The 20,600-nt window shown below is 58.2% G+C and carries 17 protein-coding genes and 2 tRNA genes; 7 read left to right on the forward strand and 12 right to left on the reverse strand.

What is annotated here, in order from left to right; genetic code table 11:
* Window positions 1-132 precede the first annotated feature (132 nt).
* Window positions 133-1,362, reverse strand: coding sequence for an RtcB family protein (locus J3U88_RS10840; RefSeq protein ID WP_207858772.1), 1,230 nt, complete (start codon window positions 1,360-1,362; stop codon window positions 133-135).
* Window positions 1,363-1,593: 231 nt separating this feature from the next.
* Between J3U88_RS10840 and rtcR the strand changes: the two genes are divergently transcribed.
* Window positions 1,594-3,198 carry an RNA repair transcriptional activator RtcR gene (rtcR, locus tag J3U88_RS10845; protein WP_207858773.1) on the forward strand — a complete coding sequence of 535 codons (1,605 nt, stop codon included), beginning with the start codon at window positions 1,594-1,596 and terminating at the stop codon, window positions 3,196-3,198.
* A gap of 913 nt (window positions 3,199-4,111) precedes the next feature.
* On the opposite strand, the gene J3U88_RS10850 is transcribed toward rtcR, so the two are convergent.
* Window positions 4,112-4,765 carry a hypothetical protein gene (locus J3U88_RS10850; RefSeq protein ID WP_207858774.1) on the reverse strand — a complete coding sequence of 218 codons (654 nt, stop codon included), beginning with the start codon at window positions 4,763-4,765 and terminating at the stop codon, window positions 4,112-4,114.
* 415 nt (window positions 4,766-5,180) lie between these two features.
* Between J3U88_RS10850 and J3U88_RS10855 the strand changes: the two genes are divergently transcribed.
* Together J3U88_RS10855 and J3U88_RS10860 are read left to right on the forward strand one after the other, a co-directional pair.
* Window positions 5,181-7,217: a hypothetical protein gene (locus J3U88_RS10855; RefSeq protein WP_207858775.1), complete on the forward strand. Its 2,037-nt coding sequence runs from the start codon at window positions 5,181-5,183 to the stop codon at window positions 7,215-7,217.
* A gap of 119 nt (window positions 7,218-7,336) precedes the next feature.
* Window positions 7,337-7,774 (forward strand): hypothetical protein, encoded by a 438-nt coding sequence (locus J3U88_RS10860; protein WP_207858776.1) that lies wholly within the window; start codon window positions 7,337-7,339, stop codon window positions 7,772-7,774.
* Between the two features lie 160 nt (window positions 7,775-7,934).
* Here J3U88_RS10860 and J3U88_RS10865 read toward each other — a convergent pair whose 3' ends face one another.
* From J3U88_RS10865 to J3U88_RS10880, 4 genes are all read right to left on the reverse strand, one after another.
* Window positions 7,935-8,150: a hypothetical protein gene (locus J3U88_RS10865; RefSeq protein ID WP_207858777.1), complete on the reverse strand. Its 216-nt coding sequence runs from the start codon at window positions 8,148-8,150 to the stop codon at window positions 7,935-7,937.
* Window positions 8,151-8,172: 22 nt separating this feature from the next.
* Complete coding sequence (locus J3U88_RS10870; protein WP_207858778.1) at window positions 8,173-8,355, reverse strand: hypothetical protein; 183 nt, start codon at window positions 8,353-8,355, stop codon at window positions 8,173-8,175.
* 167 nt (window positions 8,356-8,522) lie between these two features.
* Window positions 8,523-9,092, reverse strand: coding sequence for a 3'-5' exonuclease (locus tag J3U88_RS10875; protein WP_207858779.1), 570 nt, complete (start codon window positions 9,090-9,092; stop codon window positions 8,523-8,525).
* Window positions 9,093-9,801: 709 nt separating this feature from the next.
* Window positions 9,802-9,899 (reverse strand) — tRNA-OTHER (locus tag J3U88_RS10880).
* Between J3U88_RS10880 and J3U88_RS10885 the strand changes: the two genes are divergently transcribed.
* Window positions 9,879-10,019 carry a hypothetical protein gene (locus J3U88_RS10885; protein ID WP_207858780.1) on the forward strand — a complete coding sequence of 47 codons (141 nt, stop codon included), beginning with the start codon at window positions 9,879-9,881 and terminating at the stop codon, window positions 10,017-10,019. The two genes, J3U88_RS10880 and J3U88_RS10885, sit on opposite strands and share 21 nt — an antisense overlap.
* Before the next feature lie 6 nt (window positions 10,020-10,025).
* Here J3U88_RS10885 and J3U88_RS10890 read toward each other — a convergent pair.
* The 4 genes from J3U88_RS10890 to tmk form a co-directional block, all read right to left on the reverse strand.
* Window positions 10,026-10,109, reverse strand: a tRNA-Ser gene (locus J3U88_RS10890).
* 1,226 nt (window positions 10,110-11,335) lie between these two features.
* Window positions 11,336-11,812, reverse strand: coding sequence for a hypothetical protein (locus J3U88_RS10895; RefSeq protein WP_207858781.1), 477 nt, complete (start codon window positions 11,810-11,812; stop codon window positions 11,336-11,338).
* Window positions 11,813-11,845: 33 nt separating this feature from the next.
* Entirely contained in the window at window positions 11,846-12,799 is a 954-nt protein-coding gene (gene holB, locus J3U88_RS10900; RefSeq protein WP_207858782.1) for a DNA polymerase III subunit delta', read from the reverse strand.
* 21 nt (window positions 12,800-12,820) lie between these two features.
* Complete coding sequence (gene tmk / locus J3U88_RS10905; protein ID WP_207858783.1) at window positions 12,821-13,525, reverse strand: dTMP kinase; 705 nt, start codon at window positions 13,523-13,525, stop codon at window positions 12,821-12,823.
* 513 nt (window positions 13,526-14,038) lie between these two features.
* Between tmk and J3U88_RS10910 the strand changes: the two genes are divergently transcribed.
* From J3U88_RS10910 to J3U88_RS10920, 3 genes are read left to right on the forward strand one after another with little or no spacing between them, the layout of a single operon-like run.
* Window positions 14,039-15,145 (forward strand): metallopeptidase TldD-related protein, encoded by a 1,107-nt coding sequence (locus tag J3U88_RS10910; RefSeq protein ID WP_207858784.1) that lies wholly within the window; start codon window positions 14,039-14,041, stop codon window positions 15,143-15,145.
* Window positions 15,142-16,044: a hypothetical protein gene (locus J3U88_RS10915; protein ID WP_207858785.1), complete on the forward strand. Its 903-nt coding sequence runs from the start codon at window positions 15,142-15,144 to the stop codon at window positions 16,042-16,044. The genes J3U88_RS10910 and J3U88_RS10915 overlap by 4 nt, the downstream gene beginning before the upstream one ends.
* Before the next feature lie 39 nt (window positions 16,045-16,083).
* The gene (locus J3U88_RS10920) at window positions 16,084-17,025 is read left to right on the forward strand and encodes an adenosine deaminase family protein (RefSeq protein ID WP_207858786.1); all 942 of its coding nucleotides are present in this window, start codon (window positions 16,084-16,086) and stop codon (window positions 17,023-17,025) included.
* A 52-nt stretch (window positions 17,026-17,077) separates the two neighbouring features.
* Here J3U88_RS10920 and J3U88_RS10925 read toward each other — a convergent pair whose 3' ends face one another.
* Complete coding sequence (locus J3U88_RS10925; protein WP_207858787.1) at window positions 17,078-18,070, reverse strand: NUDIX domain-containing protein; 993 nt, start codon at window positions 18,068-18,070, stop codon at window positions 17,078-17,080.
* A 280-nt stretch (window positions 18,071-18,350) separates the two neighbouring features.
* Window positions 18,351-19,766: a M20 family metallopeptidase gene (locus tag J3U88_RS10930; protein WP_207858788.1), complete on the reverse strand. Its 1,416-nt coding sequence runs from the start codon at window positions 19,764-19,766 to the stop codon at window positions 18,351-18,353.
* Between the last annotated feature and the right edge of the window lie 834 nt (window positions 19,767-20,600).

The raw sequence follows: 20,600 nt of genomic DNA on the forward strand, positions 1-20,600 counted from the left end.
TATAGGGCCTGCGCCGGGCAAACCCCAGCCCGCCGGATCGCGAAGGCCCGGCGAGCGATTGCGTCGGACTTAACCGGCCCGACAGAATGAACGTTGGAGGCGGCGGCCTCGCCGTAAGGGGCATCGGTTGAATCAGCCTTTCACGCACACGATCTGTTTGAGTGTGTGGACGACTTCAACCAAATCCGACTGCGCCTTCATGACGGCGTCGATGGGTTTGTACGCGGCCGGGGTTTCGTCGATCACGCCCGCGTCCTTGCGGCATTCAACGCCGGCGGTCGCCTCCTGGTGCTCGTCCAGGCTGATGCGTTTCTTGGCTTGCGTACGCGACATCACGCGCCCCGCGCCGTGGCTGCAGCTGTGGAAGCTCTCGGGATTTCCGCGACCACGAACAATGAAGGAACGCGCGCCCATGCTGCCCGGGATGATGCCGAGTTCGTCTTGGCGTGCGCTGACCGCGCCTTTACGCGTCACCCATACCTTGTTGCCGAAATGGATTTCCTGGGAAACATAGTTGTGGTGACAATTGACGGCTTGTTTCTCGGTTTTAAAACGGGTCGGAATCCCTTTGACCTCGCGCAGCGCCTTGATGACGTTTTCCATCATCAGTGCGCGGTTCTGGCGGGCAAAGTCTTGGGCCCAGTCGACGGCCTCGACGTAATCGTCGAAATGCTCGGTCCCCTCGCGCAGGTAGGAGAGGTTGACGTCCGGGAGATTGGCGTGCCAACCGCGCATGTCTTTTTTGGCGAGTTCGATGAAGTAGGAGCCGATGCGGTTACCTACCCCGCGCGAACCGCTGTGGAGCATGATCCAGACGCGATTCGCTTCGTCCAAACAAAGCTCAATAAAGTGGTTGCCGGTACCCAAGGTGCCGAGATGGGTCACGTGGTTGGACTTCTCGATAGCGGGGTGTTTGCGAACAATTTCCCCGAAGCGGGTATTCAAAGAAGCCCAGTTCTTGGCGACTCGGGTGGGGACGTCCTGCCAGGAACCTTTGTCCTTGCGGCTCCCGCTGGTGCGCCCGTGGGGGACCGCTTTTTCGATGGCCGTTCGCAGGGGTTTTAAGTTGTCGGGTAGCTGGTCGGCGGTCATGTCGGTACGCACCGCCATCATGCCGCAGCCGATGTCGACGCCGACCGCGGCCGGGATGATGGCCTTGGTGGTGGGGATCACGCTGCCGACGGTGGCGCCGATGCCTTTGTGAACATCCGGCATCAACGCGATCCACTTGTAGATGATGGGCAGTTGCGCGGCCAGGCGGACTTGCTCCTGGGCGCCTTTGTCGAAGGGAACACCGTTAACCCAGGCTTTGATGGGGACGGCGCCTTCGTTTTCGATCAATTGAAAGGGAAGCTGTGTCATGAAAGATGCCTCGTAGAAAAAGTGGATCCGTTGTCGGATCGTGACGGGCGCTAGGTGTTGCAGGTCGGGTGCCAAACTTTTGAGATGCGCGTTGTTTTGTGTAAACAGCTGGATTATATGTGATTATATTTTTGCGTGGCTTTGGCGGGTTTCTTTTTAAAAATGCGGCTTATCTTTTTGCATAGGTTGTTAGTGAGATGTATAATTTTGGCCAATGCGCGGGAGGTGCTCATGAAACGGGTGGTGATCGGTTTGTACGGAACCACGTTGGATGGTGGTTTGGGTCGGCGGCGTTGGCAACGTTGGCGCCCGACAGTGTCGCTGTTCCAGCATGAGGACATGATGATTGATCGGCTTGAGTTGTTGGTTTCTGAAGACCACCGCAACGCGGCCGAGGTGTTGGTGGGCGACATTGGTACGGTTGCCCCCGAAACCAAGGTCAACCTGCACACGATGACCTTTCGCGATCCATGGGATTTTGAGGAAGTGTTCTCGAACCTGATGCAGTTCGCGCAACAGTACCCTTTCAACCAGGACCAAGAAGAATACCTGATTCACATCACCACGGGGACGCACGTTGCTCAGATCTGTTTGTTCCTGCTGACGGAAGCCCGTTACTTTCCGGCCAACCTGATCCAAAGTTCGCCGATGCGCAAGGAAAAGGGTCCCGGCTATTACAAAATCATTGACCTTGACCTGTCCAAATACGATTCGATTGCCTCGCGTTTCGCGAAGGAGCAGGAGGAAGGCGCGGCCTTCCTGAAGTCCGGGATCGAGACCCGCAATGCGCGGTTCAACCAAATGATCGACCAAATCGAAAAGGTTGCGATTCGCTCCAAGTCACCGATCCTGCTGATGGGCCCGACGGGCGCGGGTAAATCGCACCTCGCCAAGCGGATTTTCCAACTGAAAAAGATGCGGCGCCAAATCACGGGCCACTTTGTTGAGGTGAACTGCGCCACCTTGCGCGGCGATGCGGCGATGTCGACCTTGTTCGGTCACGTGCGCGGCGCCTTTACGGGTGCAATCACGGATCGGCCGGGTTTGCTGCGTGGGGCGCACAATGGGGTGATCTTTCTCGACGAGGTGGGTGAGTTGGGCCCGGATGAGCAGGCAATGCTCCTGCGTGCGCTGGAGGACAAAACCTTTATGCCGGTTGGCTCGGACCGCGAGGTACACAGCGACTTCCAATTAATCGCGGGCACGAACCGCAATCTATGGGAGAAGGTGCACAGTGGCGATTTTCGCGAGGATCTGTTGGCGCGCATGAACCTGTGGACCTACAAGCTGCCGTCGTTGGCGGAGCGCCCGGAGGATTTGGAACCCAACCTTCGCTACGAATTGGAGCGTTTTGCCCGGGAGCACGGTCGCATTACGACTTTTAACAAGGAAGCCTACCAGCGGTTTTTGACGTTTGCGACGGGGCCGAAGGGGAAATGGTCGGCCAACTTCCGCGATTTGAACGCGGCGGTGACGCGCATGGCGACCTTGTCCGGTGGGAACCGCATCAACGAGGAGATCGTGGGCGAGGAGATCGGTCGCTTGCGCGGTCAGTGGGAACGCCCGGAAAAGGCGGATAAAACCTTGGTGCGTTATTTCGACAAGGAGGCGTTGGCAGATATCGACCTTTTCGACCGCGCCCAATTGGCCAAGGTACTGGAGATATGCGAAACGGCGCGTTCTTTGGCGGAGGCGGGGCGGATCCTGTTCGCGGCCAGCCGCGCCAAAAAAGCCAGTTCCAACGACAGTGACCGCCTGCGCAAATACTTGATGAAGTTCGGTTTAAAAGCAAGCGACATCGTGGGCCAAGGCAACAGGGAAGCGCCGGCGGATTAGGTGTTTAGGTCTGGGGCCGGCGCCTTCAGCGGCCTACACGACGGGAACACCAAGGGACCCTGGGTAAACGGTTATTCCATAACCATTTACCCAGGGCTGAAATCTCATAACGCCTTCAGCGTAACCAGATGAGGTGCGCCTTCGGCCCACCGTTCAAATAAATGGTGGGCCCCACATGGCGGTGTGCGTGCCCGCGTTGGGGCACGCGGAATCGGCACCCTTCCGCCCTTGGCCTTGATCCCGCGCGCGCCAACGGGGGCCGCACCACCCTTCCGGGGTCGGCCTTGATCCCGCGCGCGCCAACGGGGGCCGCACCACCCTTCCGGGGTCGGCCTTGATCCCGCGCGCCCCAACGCGGGCCGCACCACCCTTCCGGGGTCGGCCTTGATCCCGCGCGCCCCAACGCGGGCCGCACCACCCTTCCGGGGTCGGCCTTGATCCCGCGCGCGCCAACGGGGCCGCGCCGCCCCATCCAAGGTTGGCCTTGATCCCGCGCGCCCCAACGGGGCCGCACCGCCCCATCCAAGGGCCATGCTTTGAATAAATGCCGGGTGAAACCCGGCCACCCTGGACGCATCCTGAAGGGATGCCATATGTTAGCCCCGGGTACGACCATTGAAAATGGTCGCACCCTGGGTCTCGGGGGTTCACGAACGGGAAGGCTCTGAAGGAGCCGACACCACCAACGCAACGGGAAAAAAACGGATCACCGGAACCACCCCGCAACCGCACCCCGAACCCTCACCCCGCAACCGCACCCCGAACCCTCACCCCGCAACCGCACCCCGAACCCGCACCCCGCAACCGCACCCCGAACCCTCACCCCGCAACCGCACCCCGAACCCTCACCCCGCAACCGCACCCCGAACCCGCACCCCGAACCCGGAATTCGCAACCCCAACCCAAAACCACGCTAACCAAAAGAAGCCGCGGCCGCCTCGGCCCATTCGCCCCGCGCTTCCAACTCCTCGGGAAACAATCCGCCCGCCCTGGCCAGCAACAGTTGTTTGCCGCGCGTTTCGCAGAAGGTCGGGCCGTCTTGGGTGAGCCACCCCGGCTTGGCTGCCAACAGGTTGCGGGCAAAAAGGAAATCGTCGCAATAGATTTGAAAGGCTTCGTTGAATCCGTCTTCTTCCGGGTAATAACGCGCCTGTTGCGGTTTGGCCTGGAGTTGGTCGGCAAGGGAAGCCGGGATGCAGGTGAACGGCGGCGGTTGGCTGTCGAGGTCCACCACAATGCACAGCAGCACCAAGCTGGGGAAATCGGCTGGATTAACCGAACGGTAATTCATATCAAACAACAACATACCGCGCCGGTTGTGGAAGCGGCCTTTGACGTGGAGGGTATCGGCGGCGAGTAATACGTCGGTGAACAGGTCGAACTGCTGAAGGCTTTCCAGCGCCGGTTCGCTGAAACGGCGTTGCGGCACCAGGCCCACCTCGCCGCAGGCCTTGGCAAAAGCTTTGCGCCTTTTTTGATCAAGCACCAAAAACAACAGGCCCGCGCCCAAGAAAAAAACGGTGAACAGGATGTGGAAGGGCCAGTTGACGTTATCGTAAAAGTTCATAGCGGCGGTGAGATTTCCTTGTGTAGGGGTTGATTGCACGACTGCGATCCGGGTCTATTGACAAATAGCAGAGATTTGGGAAGATGACACCTCCAAAGGCAACCAAAGGTTGCGTTTCGCGCGTTTCCACGCCTGCCTTGCCGGCCGGCGACCCCGGGCTGTCGCGACAAGGACCGGCACGGGACAGCGTGCCCGGTGCTTTAAGGGTGTCCAGGTTGCGCATAACCGCACAACCTGTTTGAGGCGAAAAAGCGCGGTGGGTTCAGGCGAAGCATGGCGCCGGCTTGATCGGTTTCCTCGATCACCTTTTTGCTTTTGTCGGTTAAGAACCGGCCTAGATTTCCGATAGCCTTTGTTTGTTAAGGAATTTCCTAGATACGCGATAAGTCATTTAAACTCCACTTCAGGCGAACTTATGCAGCCAAAAGCCATTCAGAACATCTTTAATAGTTTGAAAGCCTGCTACGATGCCAGCGAGCAGAATCCGGTAACCAGCCCGATGGTCGTGGGGCTTTACGAGCGGTTTTTGCAAAACTACAAAGCGATGCTTGAGGATGAAATTTTTCGCATCGATTTCGAGCCGACGGCGGTTCGGGTCAACGGTATGGCGATTCCCAACGTGGTTTGGATGAGTGAATCGGTGCAATGGTTGCAAGAGGCCTGCGGCTCGCGGCACGTGGAAAGCCTTGTGTTTGAAGAAGGCGCCACCAAAAAAGATTTGCAGAAATTTATCGCGATGCTGTTCCATCCCGCCAAACGTTTTTCTGATCGAGATACCGCTTCAAAGATGTTGTTCCGGCAACACGTCCAGACAATCGCGATCAACCCCGAAAACCTGGACGCCACCTTCTCCGATCTGGACGGGCTCAGCATCCCGCGCCAAGACGGCGGTTACGGCTTTAACCAGGCCCCGGAAATTGACCCCAACATTGTGCCGACCCATTCCTTCACCCAGGCCGATGAGTACGATGAGGCGCCGGACCTGCCGCGTGCACCCACCGGGGCGCCCGCCGGCTTCGAGAGTTTTCAGCGCAGCCATTACGACGCGGGCTCAAGCGCACCGCCCGCGGGTTTTGAAAGTTTTCAGCGGGGTGGCTACGACACGCCGCCACCCGACCGGCCGGAGGGCTTTGAGAGCTTCCAGCGCGGACGGTACGATACCGGGCCGGTCGAGCTTCCGCCGGATTTTGAATCGTTTGAGCGCGGCGGTCGTGGGGCGATGCAACCCAAAAGCAAGGGTCACGGGGTGCATCTGTTTATTTCGCGCGAGGATCGCGAAACCTTGATGCAGACCATGTTCCGTTTCATTGACCAGGACCGGCTCAAGAAGGTGGCCGAGTCACTAACGATGATGCGCCGCGACATGGGTTCGCCCGAATACGAGGTGCGCCGCTTGGCGTTTTCCAGTTACCACGTGGTGGTGTTGGCGCTCATTGAACGCGATCAACTGCGGCCGCTCTCCTCGATTCTGAAAAGCCTCGACAAAGATTTGCACGAATGCAAAGAAATCGAGCTGTACCATGTGCATTTGCAATCTCTGATCGAGATCTTGAAGTGGATGCGCAAGAAAAAGCAATACGTGCGCTTGTTTTTTGCGCTTGACTTGCTGGCGCGCGAAAAGATGCGCAAATCCACCGAGATTCAGGCCATCGTCAAAAAGCAGCTGCGCAAGATTCTCGATCTTTCGTTGATGGAAGATCTGATGCGCCTCGAATTTCCCGAGATCAAACCCTACTTCAAGTCGTTGTTTGTGCAGCACGGTTTGGCGGTGGTCGATTCGTGCATGCAGGCCTTGTTTCACTCGGAAGATCGTTCGGTTCGCAAAAAGTTATTGGAAATTCTGATGCGGCTTGGGCCGATGATTTACCCGCTGCTGCTCAAGGAACTGGATAATGCGATTCGGCGCGATTCGCCTTGGTACATCAAACGCAACCTGTTGACCATTATGGCCAAGGACCCGCCCGTCGAACTTTTGCCCTTTTTGGATCAGCTTTTGGAAGAGCGCAATACCCGAATTCTGGATCTGGTGTACCGCTGCTTGTTTTTGATTAATGATCGCAGCGCGGTGGAAAAAGGCAAGATGTTGCTGAAGCGCGCCAGTGGCGGTTTGCGTACCAAGCTGTTTCAATACGTGCGCTTGAGTAAAGAACCGGCCTACGCGCGGTTCATCGCGGGTTTGTACGAGGGCGAAGAGAACCTAAAAGAGAAAATCGACATCATTAATATTCTGGCCACCTTGGACAGTGCCGATTCGATTGCCTTCTTCGATAAAATCCTCAAAAAAACACGTTTGTTTGAATCGAAAGAAGAAGCCAAGTTGCGTGGTGAAGCGGCCAAAGCCCTTGCGGCCAGCGAACACGCGGCGGCGCGCACGGCGCTCACCAAATACGCGCGCGACAAAAACGAGGTCGTGCGCATGATGGTCGAAAAAATTACCAACAACGCCTCGTAACCCGGCTTGAGGCGGCCCCCACCCACCTTGGCGGGGACACCGCGGCCTTCCCTCTCTTGTCATCCTCGTCCCGCTCTGTTCTAATGCGCCTGTGCTTATTTTTTGCCGAGGTGCTTGCGATGAGTCATGAAACCATTTTGTACGGCATGATCGATGCCGGTGAGCTGGAGCGCGATACCCTAAATCCCCACTATGCACTGAACCAGGCGGCCCTGGATGCGCTCGGTGACGAGGACGACGATCCCGTTCTGCTGCGCGGCATGTTCTCGATTGCACCGCCACGCGCGCGTTTCTCGTCGCAGGTCATCCATTTCGGTGCCTCTTACGAGGGCTTGGAAAAACGCTGGGATCGCTGGTTGGAAAAATTTGAGGCGTTGCTGCGAACCATGTATTGGTTCAACGCGGTGGTTCATTTGGATTCGGAGCTGTTTGAAGGCGATTACCGCTATGAATGGATGTTGACCGACAAGGCGTTTGACGATTGTTTGATTGGCGATACCTTAAAACCGATTTACGAGTGGGAATTCACCGGCGGGCCACGCCTGTTTGATGTCTGAATTTTTGGCGCGCATCACGCGAAAGCCGACGCCATGCCGTCGGCTTGCGCCTGAGGTGGGTCCAAAAAAACGAAAGCCGACCATGTGAATGGTCGGCTGACGGGTGGTTGAGGTCTGGAGGAAAACGGGTTGGCCGGGTTGTTGATGGGAGAGAACCGCCCTAACAAGTGTGACCACTCCGGTGGCAACATACTTTTTGCAAACGCAATTCGCCGGCGTCGCCGTGTTGCACCTCGTAACGATCCAAGGTTTTGGGTTCGACCTTAAAGTAGTTGGCCAGGGTTTCTTTAATGAAAGAGTCTTTCATACGCGCGGTAAGGTTGAGTTGGTTGCGCTGGAGCTCGTAGCTTTTTCCATTGAGTTCAATGTACAACATGGGTTTCCTCTGTATCTTTTATTTAAACTGCTTGGGGAAGGCATTCTTCGGTAGGTGTGTCGCTCCGTGAAAAATCCTTCGTTTCATTTTCGGGAGCGCCGGTTTCTTGTTCGTTGTGGATTTGGATGTGGACGTGAATCTCCAGGCCGTTGCTGTTGGGACTGGAGGTGATTTCGACAGAGAGCGAGTCAAAGGTTAAGTGCATGGCGGGCCTCGTCAAAACATCGCGTGGGGTGCGACGGGTGGGGGTGCGGGTTCCTGTTGGTGGATGGGGGCTTTGTTGTTGCAGCCTCTGGGGTTAAGTGTACGACCGTGGGTAAGGGGTTGTCGGTGTGCCCGCGCAAGTGCGGGAAAGATAGCGCGTGGGAAAGATCACGGAGTCTGAGTTTTTTGCAAGGTGGCAAGTAGGCGCGCGGCGATTTTAGCGGTATTCCAGGCGTCGTCGTCGCCTCGATGGTGCCGGCCTTCAAGCGGAATTTTGAGCATTTGTAAGGCGGCCTTCATGCCGACCTCGCGGGGGAGCTGCAAATGAAGCGCGACCATCGTCTTGATATTGAGGTGGGTGGGGGACAGGGGGAGCGGTATTTCGGTCTGGCTGCACTGGCGCTCGAATTGGAGTCGGTCGTAGTTGCCGTAGCTGGCCCAAGGTTTGGTTTTGGCGCCGAACCTTTTTCGCAATCGGCTACAGGCTTCCGCGAAGGGAATGCCGTCTTTGGCGACCATGTCGGGGGTGATGCTGGTTAGCTCGGTGCAGAACGGGCTGATCTCCGATTGTTCGGGACGGACCAGAATCGAGGTTTTTTCGTGGGGTTGGAGGGTTTCGAGATCGAGTCGGCATAGGCCGATTTCGATGATTTCGGGTGTTTGGCCGGCGGGACGGCGATCTTCCCAGCACGTCGCCTCCAGATCGATAACCAACATTTCTTTGAGTGAGAGAACCATGATGATTTTCCTCTATCGGAGACGGCTGTCTTCGCTGGGACGATCCCTCTTTAAGCGATTACCGTGCCAAAAGACAGTAGCCAAACCGGTGCAACGTCTAAGAAGCATAGCCTTATAAAATACAGCATTTTACGTCCTGGTGTCGGGTTCGGGGGTTGCATAGCCATGATGGGTTGATTGTCTCGCTGTCGTCATCAAGTGGTCTCGAGCGGGTGACAATCGCGAAGCTGCGCCCTTTCAGCCGAATCGCGGTGGTGCAGCTTCGCGGGGTTTTCGTTTAAGCCCGTATCAGTCACGGGGAGGTGCCGGGGCAATCTTTGTGACTGATGCGGGCTAGAGACGATGCCGCGGGTACAGGAGTCGAACCTGTTCCGGTCATGCCGGGCCGCGACGCCTGATTGCCAGGCGCCTTCCACCGCCTCCTTCATCAAACCCGATACGCCTTGGTGCTTTTATTACCGAGCTTGATGAAAGATGGGGTGGATGCGCGCTTTTCCGTTCGGCCAACGCGCGGCATTTCGTGGGGATGCTGACTTTTTCCACGGCAGGATCGGTGGAATCGGTTGGATCGGCGGGGAAGCCGGGAAACCGATCACCGTAAGACACCTGCTGTCGTGTTCGGTGCCCCTTCTGGTAAAAGTCGTGACCGAGGAGGCTCCGTGGCGCCGCCGAGGCCGCCATGGGTTCCCTTGGGTCGGGGTTCTTGTTTGGGAGCGTGCAGGAATCGAACCTGCTCCGGCGATGCCGGGCCGCCGGTCCATGCCACGGGTGGAAGGACCGCGCGCTTTGCCATTCGGCCAACGCTCCGGGGAGGTGCCGCACGGGGTTGCCGCGCGGGATGGGGTGATGCTCGGCGGCATCGCCCCGCCGGTGCCGTCTCACGGCGGTACCGGTACCCAAAGTGTGCTTGGTGTGCTGTTTGGGTGAAGGGAACGGAAGGTACAGGAATCGAACCTGTTCCGGCTATGCCGGGCCTCTGGTTAGCAACCAGGCGCCTTACCGATCGGCCAACCTTCCAGGCCTGCATTGCTTACAAGGCTTTCTGCTTCTCGCGACGAATCCTTGTAAGCAATGCGGGCTTTGTTTTGTGAATGGTGAATAAAGAGGAGCGCCTGTTCCAAAAAACAAAGGCCGGATGTCAAAAACCGCTCGAGCGAAGCGCGAGCGGCTGTTCTCCGTTTGGATCAGGGTAGGTGGTAAAAGAGAATAGGTGGAAACGACGCCGTGTTTTCGGGTCGCGCACTCCTTGCGACCTGTCCGATGTGTCGTAACACGGGTTGGACAGGCACGCGAGAGGGACGCGACCGCGATCACGGGAACCGCGGGGGTTTACCGCATGAAGCGGGTTACCCCCGCACAGAGGGTCCTGGCCGCTTGCGCGACAAGGCAATCAAACGCTCGTGGAATGAGGTCCACAGCAAACATCCAAAAATGGTAACGCCGGCATATATCTTATAAACGCTCATGCTTGACCGGAGGGGTCCGCCACTCCCGTCAAGGGCGTTCACGCGCTCACCGCACTATTGATGGGTGATTACCGCGAACAATCAGCATTTCACGCTGGAGAGAAGTCCAAGCCGCGGGTGGCGGAGATGCCGCCGCTGCAAACCTGTCTTCAGTGCGTGTGACTGTTGCTCAATTCGGAACAACGTAGAAACCGAAGTTTCCAAACGATGTCACCGGTTCGGTAATTCAGCCTGCCGTTTCCTGGGTTCGAGGTTGTCTAGCACCAACCACCGGGCATTCTTCGCCCTATGGTCGGTGTGCTGGTACTACCTCGGGAGCCTGCATATTGGGGAAACGACAGGCGAAAATCCACGGTCTGTTCATTGTTGGCGTGGATGATTTGAAAACTCTTTTTTACTGCCATGTGTTCCCCCTTGTGGAACCCCAAACATTGGTTTCATGTGATGGTCGCACACAAAAGAAAAGTTAGAAGCGAGCTTCTAGGGTTGGTGGGTTGTTCACCGTGCGACGGGGCCTACTTTATCCAAGTCGCGTGCCAAGGTCAAAGGTAAAGCGGCGAAATACAGAAATAAAATTTCGAGAAAAGCTGGTTTCGGCTACGTAATATCCGTGTAAGCGGCCTGAAAAGCGGGGTTTATGCGTTTTTGGCTGATGTGCCGCTCCTGTTTGTTTTTTTTATCCTTGCGTCGGCCGGGCCGCAATACAGCGGACGCGATGTTCGCGAAAAAGCGAGATTTGCGATCTTATTTTCTAGCGAATCTAGCGCTTTGGATTGCTTAGAGTGAGAAGCTCGCGTGCCAAATGGTAGCCCCGTCTTCGTTGCTTTCAATGCCTTCGAAGAAACCGTGGCTCAATGTGGGCAGGTCCTTTTGTTCGATATGCTCAACCGCCAGGAATTTGGGGCGAAATACCTGGAATTTCTCGGCGCGTCGGTAGGGGACCGCCATAAACAGCGCCGCGGCTGCTTCGCCGTAGGTGCGGACCTCGCAAAAAATTGCATCGCCTTGGTCGTCGTCAAAGTTGTAATCGCCCTCGTAGATAAATACCGCGTGGGCCAAACCCTCCGCGCCGGCCGCCAACTTCTTGCGGCCGCGTTCCAGCGCTTGGTTGGGATCCTCGTCGTCTAAATCCTCGCGGCCCATTTTGCCGGAGCCGTCCGCGTAGGCCAGGGTCGGGCTGATGTTGCGTTGGTTGTACAGGTTGAAAATCGCGCTTGAAGTCAGGTAACCGGCAAATCGGATCGCATCAATCATGGGGCTGCTCCTAAATCGGTGACTCGAAACGATTCATGTCGTCTCGAACACACTGAATCCGTTGAAGAAGATGTTTTGGTTGAGGTTGCGGCGGCGTTGGCTTTCCAGCCACATCACCTGCTCAAAAAGGCTGTACCAAAAGGCGGCCGGTTTGCTCGCCGCCAGCTTGGTCAGCGGTTCTTGGAATTCGGCAAAAAAGGGTTGGGGCGCAATGCCTTTGGCGCACCAGGCTAATTCGCGAAGGAGGGCGGCGAGGTGATCTTTAAAGCGTGAAAAAGCCTCTTTGTCTCTGGACAACTCGCTCAGCGCGTCCACGGCCTGGCCCTCTTTGACCATGTGCTGCAAATACTTGAGGCCTTTGCCGATATCGGCTTGAAAGGCTTCCCAGGCGGCGGGTTCGGTTTCCAGGCGCCGGAAACTAATGCCGGCCAGCTTGTCGGCCATGGTTTCCTCTACCCCAAAGCGGTCTCGCAAGATTTGGGCTTTGTCGGGATGGGTCAAACTTTGGAAGGCGACTTTCTGGCACCGGGACTGGATGGTGGGGATCAAAGCTTTAAGGTCGGCGGTAACCAAAATGAAATAAACGTATTCGGGGGGTTCCTCAAGGGATTTCAAAAAGGCGTTGGCCGCCTCCTCGCGAATACGCTCCATACCGTCCATCACGATCATGCGTACCGAGGCTTCAAAGGGGCGGAAGTGCAAGTTTTCCGAGATGTGGCGGATTTGGTCGACCTTGATGTCGTTGCCGTCCGGCTCAATCAAGGCATAGTCCGGGTGGTTGCCGCTCGCAAATTTGCGGCAGTGGTTGCAGGTACCGCAGCCGGTGCGATGCGCACACAGCATGGCCTTGGCGACCTCGGCGGCGAGCAGGCGTTTGCCGATGCCGGCCGGGCCGTGAAAACACAAGCCGTGGTGGAGTTGGTCCTTTTTGACCATACCCGCGAGCATCGTTTTGATGCGCGTGTGTCCGTAAACCTGCTCAAACAAAACGTCCTCCGTTTCAACGCATCAGAAGAAGTTGGCGAAACGATGGGTGACGATGCCGCGAATGTCGGCCGCGATTTCGTCAACGGGGCGGGCCGCGTCAACCACGACAAAACGGTGCGGTTGTTCTGCCGCCATCCCCAAAAACGCCTGGCGAACGGCCTGGTGGAAGGGTTCGGCCTCGGCTTCGAAACGCCCCTCGGTCACTTGGCTCTGGTGCTCGCGGTTGCGTTGCTGCGCGCGACTGAGCCCGGTTTGCACATCCAAGTCCAAAAGAAGGGTGAGATCCGGCTGCAAGGCGCCGGTTGCCAGCTCGAAAAGCCGGTTCAAATCTTGGCTGGAAACCTTGCGGGCCGCGCCTTGGTAGGCGAGTGTGCTGTCGTGGTAGCGATCACAGACAACCCAGGTGCCGGTGCTCAACGCGGGTTGGATCACCTCGTCGTGGTGTTGGGCACGGTCCGCCAAATACAACAAGGCCTCGCAGATCGGCGACATGCCCACGTGATCCGCGTGGAGCAGGATTTTGCGGATCTCCGCGCCGATGGCCGTGGCCCCGGGCTCCTTGGTCCGAATGGTGGGGATGCGGTGTTCGGTGAGAAAGCGCGAGAGCCAGTCGGATTGCGTGCTTTTGCCACAACCTTCGATCCCTTCAAAGCTAATAAAGACACCGCGTTCGCCGGTTTCGGAAAGGGGTTGGAATTGGTGGTGGGTCGTCGTCTGCTCATTCATAAGATGTGCATCTTACCACGGACGGCCGTCGCCGGACCGGGCTTTTCTTTAACCTAAGAAGCGCGATAAGCGCGAGGGACTTTAGCGAAAGATCTGGAGCGAAATGGTAGGGAAAAGCGGACCGGGGTCGCGCACGACGCGCACTCAGTGGGTGCGGTGAGCACGTCCTTCGCGGGGCCGACCTGCGCGTATTGCGCGACTGAGAAATGCGGATGGCCGCCCCGCGGAAGGCAAATCCTCGTAATCGCGTCGGTTGCCCCGCGGCAGAACGGCTTGTGAGAAATGCGGGTTAGGGTTTTGGGGAGGCTTGGGTTGCGTGGCCTGCTCCGTGGTGGACGCTGTTGAATGCTTCCACTATGATGGGCACACCTCAGCCTGCTTTTTTGCCGGGAAGCGTCCTGTGGTGCTGAAACGACCGCGGGGATGCCGACCAGGGCACCCGTGCAAGAGAAGGTCTCAGCGGCGTCATCCGCAAGACAGCCCATTCGCCTGAATGATGAAGGGACCCGAAACATGTCGCTTGATCGCGCACACGTCATGTCCGAACAACAATGTAGCCTGGTGCTTACCGGGACGCCGTCGCAGCCCCAGTGGACCATGACCCGCCGCGCCGGCGACGCCTGTTACCGGGTGCAAGGCCGCCGCCGCCTGCAGGACGCCGTTTCGCGGGGCGTCGCGGCTGGGTTGGTCCATCAAGCCGAACGCTGGCTCAGTCGGTTGCTGGTCCAATTACGCGCCTTATCCTCGCCCGCCACCGAAGTTCACGCCCGCGTGCTGCTCCGTCGTCGTCAGGTCGCCGGCGTCACCGATTACCGCCAACAGTTCCAGGGTTTTTGGGGGCGGCTCAAACACGGTGGGAGCTGGGACACCGCCTTTGGCAGCAGCCGGCAGGGACAAGCCGTGTTTCGCCGCGGCCCTTGGGAAGATTGGCCGCGCGTGTTGCCGGCGGTCAAAGCTTTAGAGCCCGCCCTGCCGCTTATTTTTTCACCCTACTGCGGGACCATGTTACACGAGGCCTTGGGCCACACCTTGGAGGCCGAGTACCTCGCGGGCAGTCCCTTGGCGGATGTCATCGGTTCCCTGGTTTCCCACCACGATTTGACCGCGATGGATCGCCCCGATCTCGGCGAGATGGCCGGGAGCATGAGCCACGACGATACCGGTCGCCCGGCGACCGCCACCACCTTGGTTCACCGCGGCATTTTGGTGGGTAACCTCGCCGCTGAAAACGGGGTCCAGCGCCGCGCCAGCTACCGCGATTTCCCGCTCATCCGCGCCTCCAATTTTGTTGTCAAGGCCGGCACCGGCGACCCGCTCGACTGGCTGCAGGGCATCCCCCGCGCTTATTACGTGTGTTGGGTGCAGAGCGGCAACTGGCTGCCCGACAGCGACCGCGTCAAACTCCTGTTCGGCCCGACCTTTTATATGGAGTACGGGCAACCGCGTGGTTACATCAACTGGACCTCCATGACCTTTTCCGTCAAAGATTTGTTGGCGCGTATCGTCGGGGTCGGCAGCGATTTCACCGTGGACCCGGTGGTTCACTGGTGTGTCAAGCGCAATCAATCGGTTCCGATGAGCCTGGCGACGCCTTCCTTGCTCTTGCGGGGGTATCGATGAGCCGCTGGGTTATGGATCACCGTGAGCGCGGCTGGGCCTGGCATCGCGACGCGGATTGCGAGGGCATGCGCACCTGGCGCGAGGTTCATCGGTACCTCCATTCGGAGGACAGCGATCCGCTGTGGGAAACGGTCGCGGCGACCCGCGCCCACCGACCCCCCCCACGTACCTTGAAACGGTTCATTCGTCAGACCCGAACCTGGTTCGCCGGTTTCCCCGGCTGCGACGACGTGCAGTTGGGGTTAACCCTGGATTCCGGCCGCGTTTCCGGCACGCCGTCCACGGGACAAGCACGCGCTTGGCAGAACCAACACCGCTGGCGGCTGGCCGTCTCCTTGAGGGCGACGCTGGTCGGCACCCTTTCGCTGGACCTGGTGTTCGCCCAGAACCATTTGCCCCTGCGTGATTTGCTGGATTGGTTTTCGCTTCTGCAACAAACCAATGGCTTTGAAACCATTAGCTTGCAGCGTTTTCGGACCCGTTATCCCGGTGCCGCGATCCAGATGGACCCCTGGCAATGGGCTCCGCCGCTGGCGGCTTCCCTCGACCACTTACGGCTTCACCCGCATCCGCGCGCCCGTTGGCACGAACCCGGCGAGGACGGCCCGGAATCGGCATCCTTCCGCTTGGCCGACGGACAGGCCCAGGTTTGTCTGTATCCAAACCCGGTTTTTTCCGTTCCTACCCGCGAAAGATGGCGTTTTATCGCTTATGATGGTCATGAGCACGTTTTGTTTATTACCGGTCGTTGGCAAGGGGTTCGCCGTCATTTGGCCGTTGCCCTTACGCAACCCTTGCACCGTTACTTTCCTTTGTTTGCCTTTGCCCGCGACCATCAAGTGTTGGTTCTGAACGGCGCCGTTTATCGTCTGCCGGGCGTTTTGTGGCCCGGTCCTTAAGCGCGCTGAACCGCCGTCGTGCCAACTATTGGGGGATCTATGCATTTTGAAACGTTTCGCCAAGTCGCGAAAGCCGAACTTCATGTCCATCTCGAGGGTTCATTTTCCGTGAACCGCGCCCTTGCGCTTGCCGGCGAAAAACCGGACCATCCATGGAACGGCCTTGCCCCGCAAGCCTTGGAGCGCCGGTTGGTGCCGGGCAATTTCGAGCAATTCATCGAGCAATTTATGCTCGGCTACCGCTTGCTCAAGACCAAGGAGCATTTCCAAAAGGTGACCGAAGACCTGTGCGCCGAATTCGAAAGGCAGGGCGTCATTTATGCCGAGGTTCTTTATTCGCCCGGTGTTTATGTCCAAAAACTGCACCGCGACCTGGTCGATATCCACGAGGGAATTGAGGCCGGCTTGCGACAGTTTCCCAAGCTTCGCGTCAGTTTCATTCTCGACACGGTCCTCAATTTGGGTTACCCCTTCATGAACAAAACCCTTGAGTTGGTGCTGGCCGATCAGCGCGCTTGGCTTTCCGGTTTCTCCGTCGGTGGCGGGCGTCCCGATTTGGCCATGGACGAATTCCTACCGCTGTTTGAACAAGCCCAGAAAGCGGGGCTCCAACTGGTGGCTCACGTGGGCGAGGTCGACGGCACCGACAACATTCGCACCCTGCTGGAGAACACCGACCTGCATCGCATTGCCCACGGTTGTGCCGCCGCCGATGATTTGGCACTGTGCCGTGAATTACGAGATCGTCAGGTCGCCGTGGATGTGTGTTTGTCTTCCAATCTATTCACGGGCGTGATGCCGGATCTGAGTCTGCACCCGCTGATGACCTTCCTCGAGCTGGGGGTTCCGGTGACACTGAATACGGACGATCCCTTCTATTTCAAAACGAACCTCTATGAGGAATATTGTTTGGCCGAAAAGCTCGGGGTCTCTTGGGATAAATTGCTCGAGGTGATGGCCTACGGTTTGGAGTTCCGCTAGCCCGCATTCCTTGTAACCGTTCGTGGTGAATGAGGTGCGCGGCTTGCCCGTGTCAACCGCGTCCACCGCGGATTTGGGTTGAGGAGACGTCGCGATAGGGGTGGTCGCCGAGGCGTACGATGTCACAGCCGTTATCCTCAAGCCAGCGGCAGGCATTGCGGATTTGATCCGCGGGCACGCGGCGCGGCACCGCGATGATCTTGCTGACGGCTTGAACCACCTTGACGGCGTCCATCCAATTGGGCATGTCGGCCATGGTGTCTTCGCCCATGAGCAGCGCCTTGTCGTCACGGTTGACGTAGGGCAACCAGCGCGCGGTGGGATTGGCTTGCTCGCGACCGCAAAAGCCGGGGTAAACGTGGGCGCCTAGGTCGTGGACGCGACGGTACAGGTCGCGGTATAGGGACCAATAACAGCGTTCGGCGGGGCCTGACTTAAAAGGATTGGTGTCGGGTACAACCAAAACGTCGGCCGGCATCGGACACATGGCGACACAGTTGTGGTGGCCTTTGTGCCAGGGGTTAAAGGTGCCGCCGTAGAAAATGGGTTGGGCCGGCAGGTATTCGGGCACGCCGAAGGCACGCACGTTGCGCAGCGCCGGCACCCCTTCCGGCATGATTTGCCAAAAGCGACCCAGCGCCTCACACAAAATGGCGCCGTGATCAAAAACCAAGCTCGGTAGTTGGGCAAGGGGTACCCAAAAGGTTTCGCTCGCTGGATCCGAGCCGCGAACCGTGGGTTCGGCATCGACCCAAAACAGGTAGGGTTGGCTCATGGTCCAGCCGCGCGGGTCCCGTCCCTTGCGGGCGCGTAAGGAGAGCGGCACGGCGTCGACGCCCGATAGGGTGAGGCCGGTTTCGCGCTCAAGTTCGCGCAGCGCGGCGTGTAGGGGCAACTCAAAAGGTTCGACAAAACCACCAGGCAACGCCAATTCACCGGCGTAGGGGAGGTAGGCGCGGCGCGCCACCAAAAGTTTCATGCCCAACCCACTGCGCGCAAGTACCACCACTTCCACGGAGACGGTTGGTTTGGATCGATTGGTCATCGGTCTCTTTTCCTCATTGGCGAACGGGCGGGGTTTTGCTGCCTGAGGGGCCACGAACAAACCACCAACGGCCGGCGTGAAGCCTGGCCGGCCATGGGGTTGTGGCGGTTGGTGCAGCGAAACGGAACCGCGGTGATGGACTTCCCGGCGGGCAAACGCAACCAAATTCGGCGCTTGCCACGGTGAATCTGAACCGCGTGATTCTTGCTGACGAATTCCCGTCAAATCCCATGGTCCAGATAGAAAAGGCCGGCGAACCAAGGCCGCCGGCCATTGAAAATTAGCCTCTTACCTTAGCATGAATCGCCAAAATGTGGGCGACACAGCAGGTAAGCTTTTTCGCATAAGGGACATGCAGGAATTCATTAGGGCCGTGGGCGTTGCTGTTGGGACCAAGCACCCCGGTTACCACGAACTGGGCCTTGGGGAACTTCTCACCGAGCATGCCCATGAAGGGGATGGAACCGCCCTCGCCCATGTGCAGCGCGGGTTTGCCGTAAAAGGTTTGGGAAACCTCGTCCAAAGCCTCGCCCAGCCAATCCGCCAGGGGCGGCGCGTTCCAGCCTGTCGCCGATTCCTCGAAGTGACAGGTGACCTTGGCGTTGTAGGGCGGGTTCTCGGAAAGAATGCGTTCCACTGCTTTTTGTGCTTCCTCCCCGTTCAGCGTGGGCGGCAGCCGCAGTGACAGTTTCCACGTGGTGTAGGGCCGCAAGACATTGCCGCCCGCTTGGGTTGACGGCATGCCGTCCAAGCCGGTGTACGACAGCGCCGCGCGCCAGGTGCGGTTGAGGATGCAGGTGACCGTGTCGTCGCTCATGGGTTGCATGCCGTCGACAAAAGGAAACTTGGTATAAACTTCCTCGCCGAGCTCGGCGGCGACTTGGCGGGCCTGGTCCATCCGTTGCGCCGGGATTTCCGCCTGAAGTTCTTCCGGCAGGACTTTGCCCGTTTCGGCATCCTCGAGCCGTGCGAAGAGCTGCCGCAAAACGCGGAACGAGGACGCGACCACGCCGGAGGCGTCGCCGGAGTGAACCCCTTCATTGAGGACATCGACACGGACCGTTCCGCCGACCAAACCACGCAGCGAGGTGGTGCTCCACAGTTGGTCGTAGTTGCCGGCGCCGGAATCGAGACAGACAACCAAGTCGACTTCTCCGATTTCCTTGGCGAAGTGGTCGACGTAGGCGGGCAAATCAGGCGAGCCGGACTCTTCCGAAAACTCGATCATCACCACCGCGCGCGGCAGCTTGACACCTTGGCGACGGGCGGCCATTAATGCGGCCATGGAAGCGAAGAGCGCGTAACCGTCGTCGGCCCCGCCGCGACCGTAGAGCTTGCCCTCCTCCATGACGGGGATCCAGGGGCCGAGCCCCTCGCGCCAGCCGGTCATTTCCGGCTGCTTGTCGAGGTGGCCGTAAAGCAAAATGGTGTTGTCGGTATCGCCGGGAATATCAAGCAGCAGCAACGGGGTGCGCCCCGGTAGGCGGCCCTCGTGGAGGATCATGCCCTCAATGGGGTGGTCCTCGATCCATTTCTTCGCCAGTTGATAGGCTTCTTCCATGTGGCCGTTGGCTTCCCAGTCGGGGTCAAAGGCCGGGGACTTGTTGGGGATTTTGATGTACTCGATCAGGGTGGGGACAATGTCGCTATCCCAGAACGCATTAATAAATGATTCGGTTTCTTTTGAATCTACCATGCACCTTCCTTCCTTGTTCAACGAGGATCGCTCTATTTTAACTGAAATTGATGAAATCGATCAGCACGGCTTCTGCCTTTGCGCGAGACCCGGCCCGCGGCCCCCGCGACAACCGCCGGCACCTGGGGTATGGGAACCTAGCCGGGGCGGGGCGAAGCAGCCCGATTCCCCGACCTGCCTGTCGAGGACGCCCGTCAACAGTGGGCCGCCATGGCCTGTCCAGCTTCTGTGACATGGGGCGCAACCGCCGCCGACCCGCGGTAGCCGTGCGTCAAGCGTCCTTTCCCTCCCGTTCGCCGGCGGTATCAAGCAACCCAAAAAGAAGGGCTTGCAGCAAAAGACGGACTGACGCATAATGAACTTCTCCTCTACAACCGAGACATAAATAAGTGGATCAGCAGAATAATTGCTGACAATTTGACTGCTCACTCGCTTTCTATGGCCCGCGGAATACGCCCATATCGTACCGATTCCGCGTCTATGCGTCTCCGAATGCGCAAAAATAGTCCTGCTTCAACAATTCTCAATTCGTCCTTTTGTCTTTCTGGGCAAAATGTAAGCTAGATCACGCGGTCAGAAAAAAACCGACGGTGACATCTTTGCTTGATCCTCGTATAATAACCTGCATATCTGAATTTAATCCTTTGGCTATGCGGTACTAATTTCCCTTCTATCCTTTTATTTCAGCGAGTTGCATGGACCCGGTAAGCCCCATCATTCACCGGTGCCCTTTTCTTGTTGTTTTCGGAGTCGCCCCACTCCTTCCTATGCTTCTCAATCGTTCTTGCACAACGACCAGGATGGTTCATCACCCCCAGGACCTGATCACGGAGG

Origin of the sequence: Acanthopleuribacter pedis (genome assembly GCF_017377855.1) — a bacterium.
GTDB classification, from domain to species: Bacteria; Acidobacteriota; Holophagae; order Acanthopleuribacterales; family Acanthopleuribacteraceae; genus Acanthopleuribacter; species Acanthopleuribacter pedis.

Excerpts from the sequence above, each read along its gene's own strand:
- J3U88_RS10840 (WP_207858772.1), bottom strand. The coding sequence starts at position 1,362 with ATGACACAGCTTCCCTTTCAATTGATCGAAAACGAAGGCGCCGTCCCC.
- rtcR (WP_207858773.1), top strand. The coding sequence starts at position 1,594 with ATGAAACGGGTGGTGATCGGTTTGTACGGAACCACGTTGGATGGTGGT.
- J3U88_RS10850 (WP_207858774.1), bottom strand. The coding sequence starts at position 4,765 with ATGAACTTTTACGATAACGTCAACTGGCCCTTCCACATCCTGTTCACC.
- J3U88_RS10855 (WP_207858775.1), top strand. The coding sequence starts at position 5,181 with ATGCAGCCAAAAGCCATTCAGAACATCTTTAATAGTTTGAAAGCCTGC.
- J3U88_RS10860 (WP_207858776.1), top strand. The coding sequence starts at position 7,337 with ATGAGTCATGAAACCATTTTGTACGGCATGATCGATGCCGGTGAGCTG.
- J3U88_RS10865 (WP_207858777.1), bottom strand. The coding sequence starts at position 8,150 with ATGTTGTACATTGAACTCAATGGAAAAAGCTACGAGCTCCAGCGCAAC.
- J3U88_RS10870 (WP_207858778.1), bottom strand. The coding sequence starts at position 8,355 with ATGCACTTAACCTTTGACTCGCTCTCTGTCGAAATCACCTCCAGTCCC.
- J3U88_RS10875 (WP_207858779.1), bottom strand. The coding sequence starts at position 9,092 with ATGGTTCTCTCACTCAAAGAAATGTTGGTTATCGATCTGGAGGCGACG.
- J3U88_RS10895 (WP_207858781.1), bottom strand. The coding sequence starts at position 11,812 with ATGATTGATGCGATCCGATTTGCCGGTTACCTGACTTCAAGCGCGATT.
- tmk (WP_207858783.1), bottom strand. The coding sequence starts at position 13,525 with ATGAATGAGCAGACGACGACCCACCACCAATTCCAACCCCTTTCCGAA.
- J3U88_RS10910 (WP_207858784.1), top strand. The coding sequence starts at position 14,039 with ATGTCGCTTGATCGCGCACACGTCATGTCCGAACAACAATGTAGCCTG.
- J3U88_RS10915 (WP_207858785.1), top strand. The coding sequence starts at position 15,142 with ATGAGCCGCTGGGTTATGGATCACCGTGAGCGCGGCTGGGCCTGGCAT.
- J3U88_RS10920 (WP_207858786.1), top strand. The coding sequence starts at position 16,084 with ATGCATTTTGAAACGTTTCGCCAAGTCGCGAAAGCCGAACTTCATGTC.
- J3U88_RS10925 (WP_207858787.1), bottom strand. The coding sequence starts at position 18,070 with ATGACCAATCGATCCAAACCAACCGTCTCCGTGGAAGTGGTGGTACTT.
- J3U88_RS10930 (WP_207858788.1), bottom strand. The coding sequence starts at position 19,766 with ATGGTAGATTCAAAAGAAACCGAATCATTTATTAATGCGTTCTGGGAT.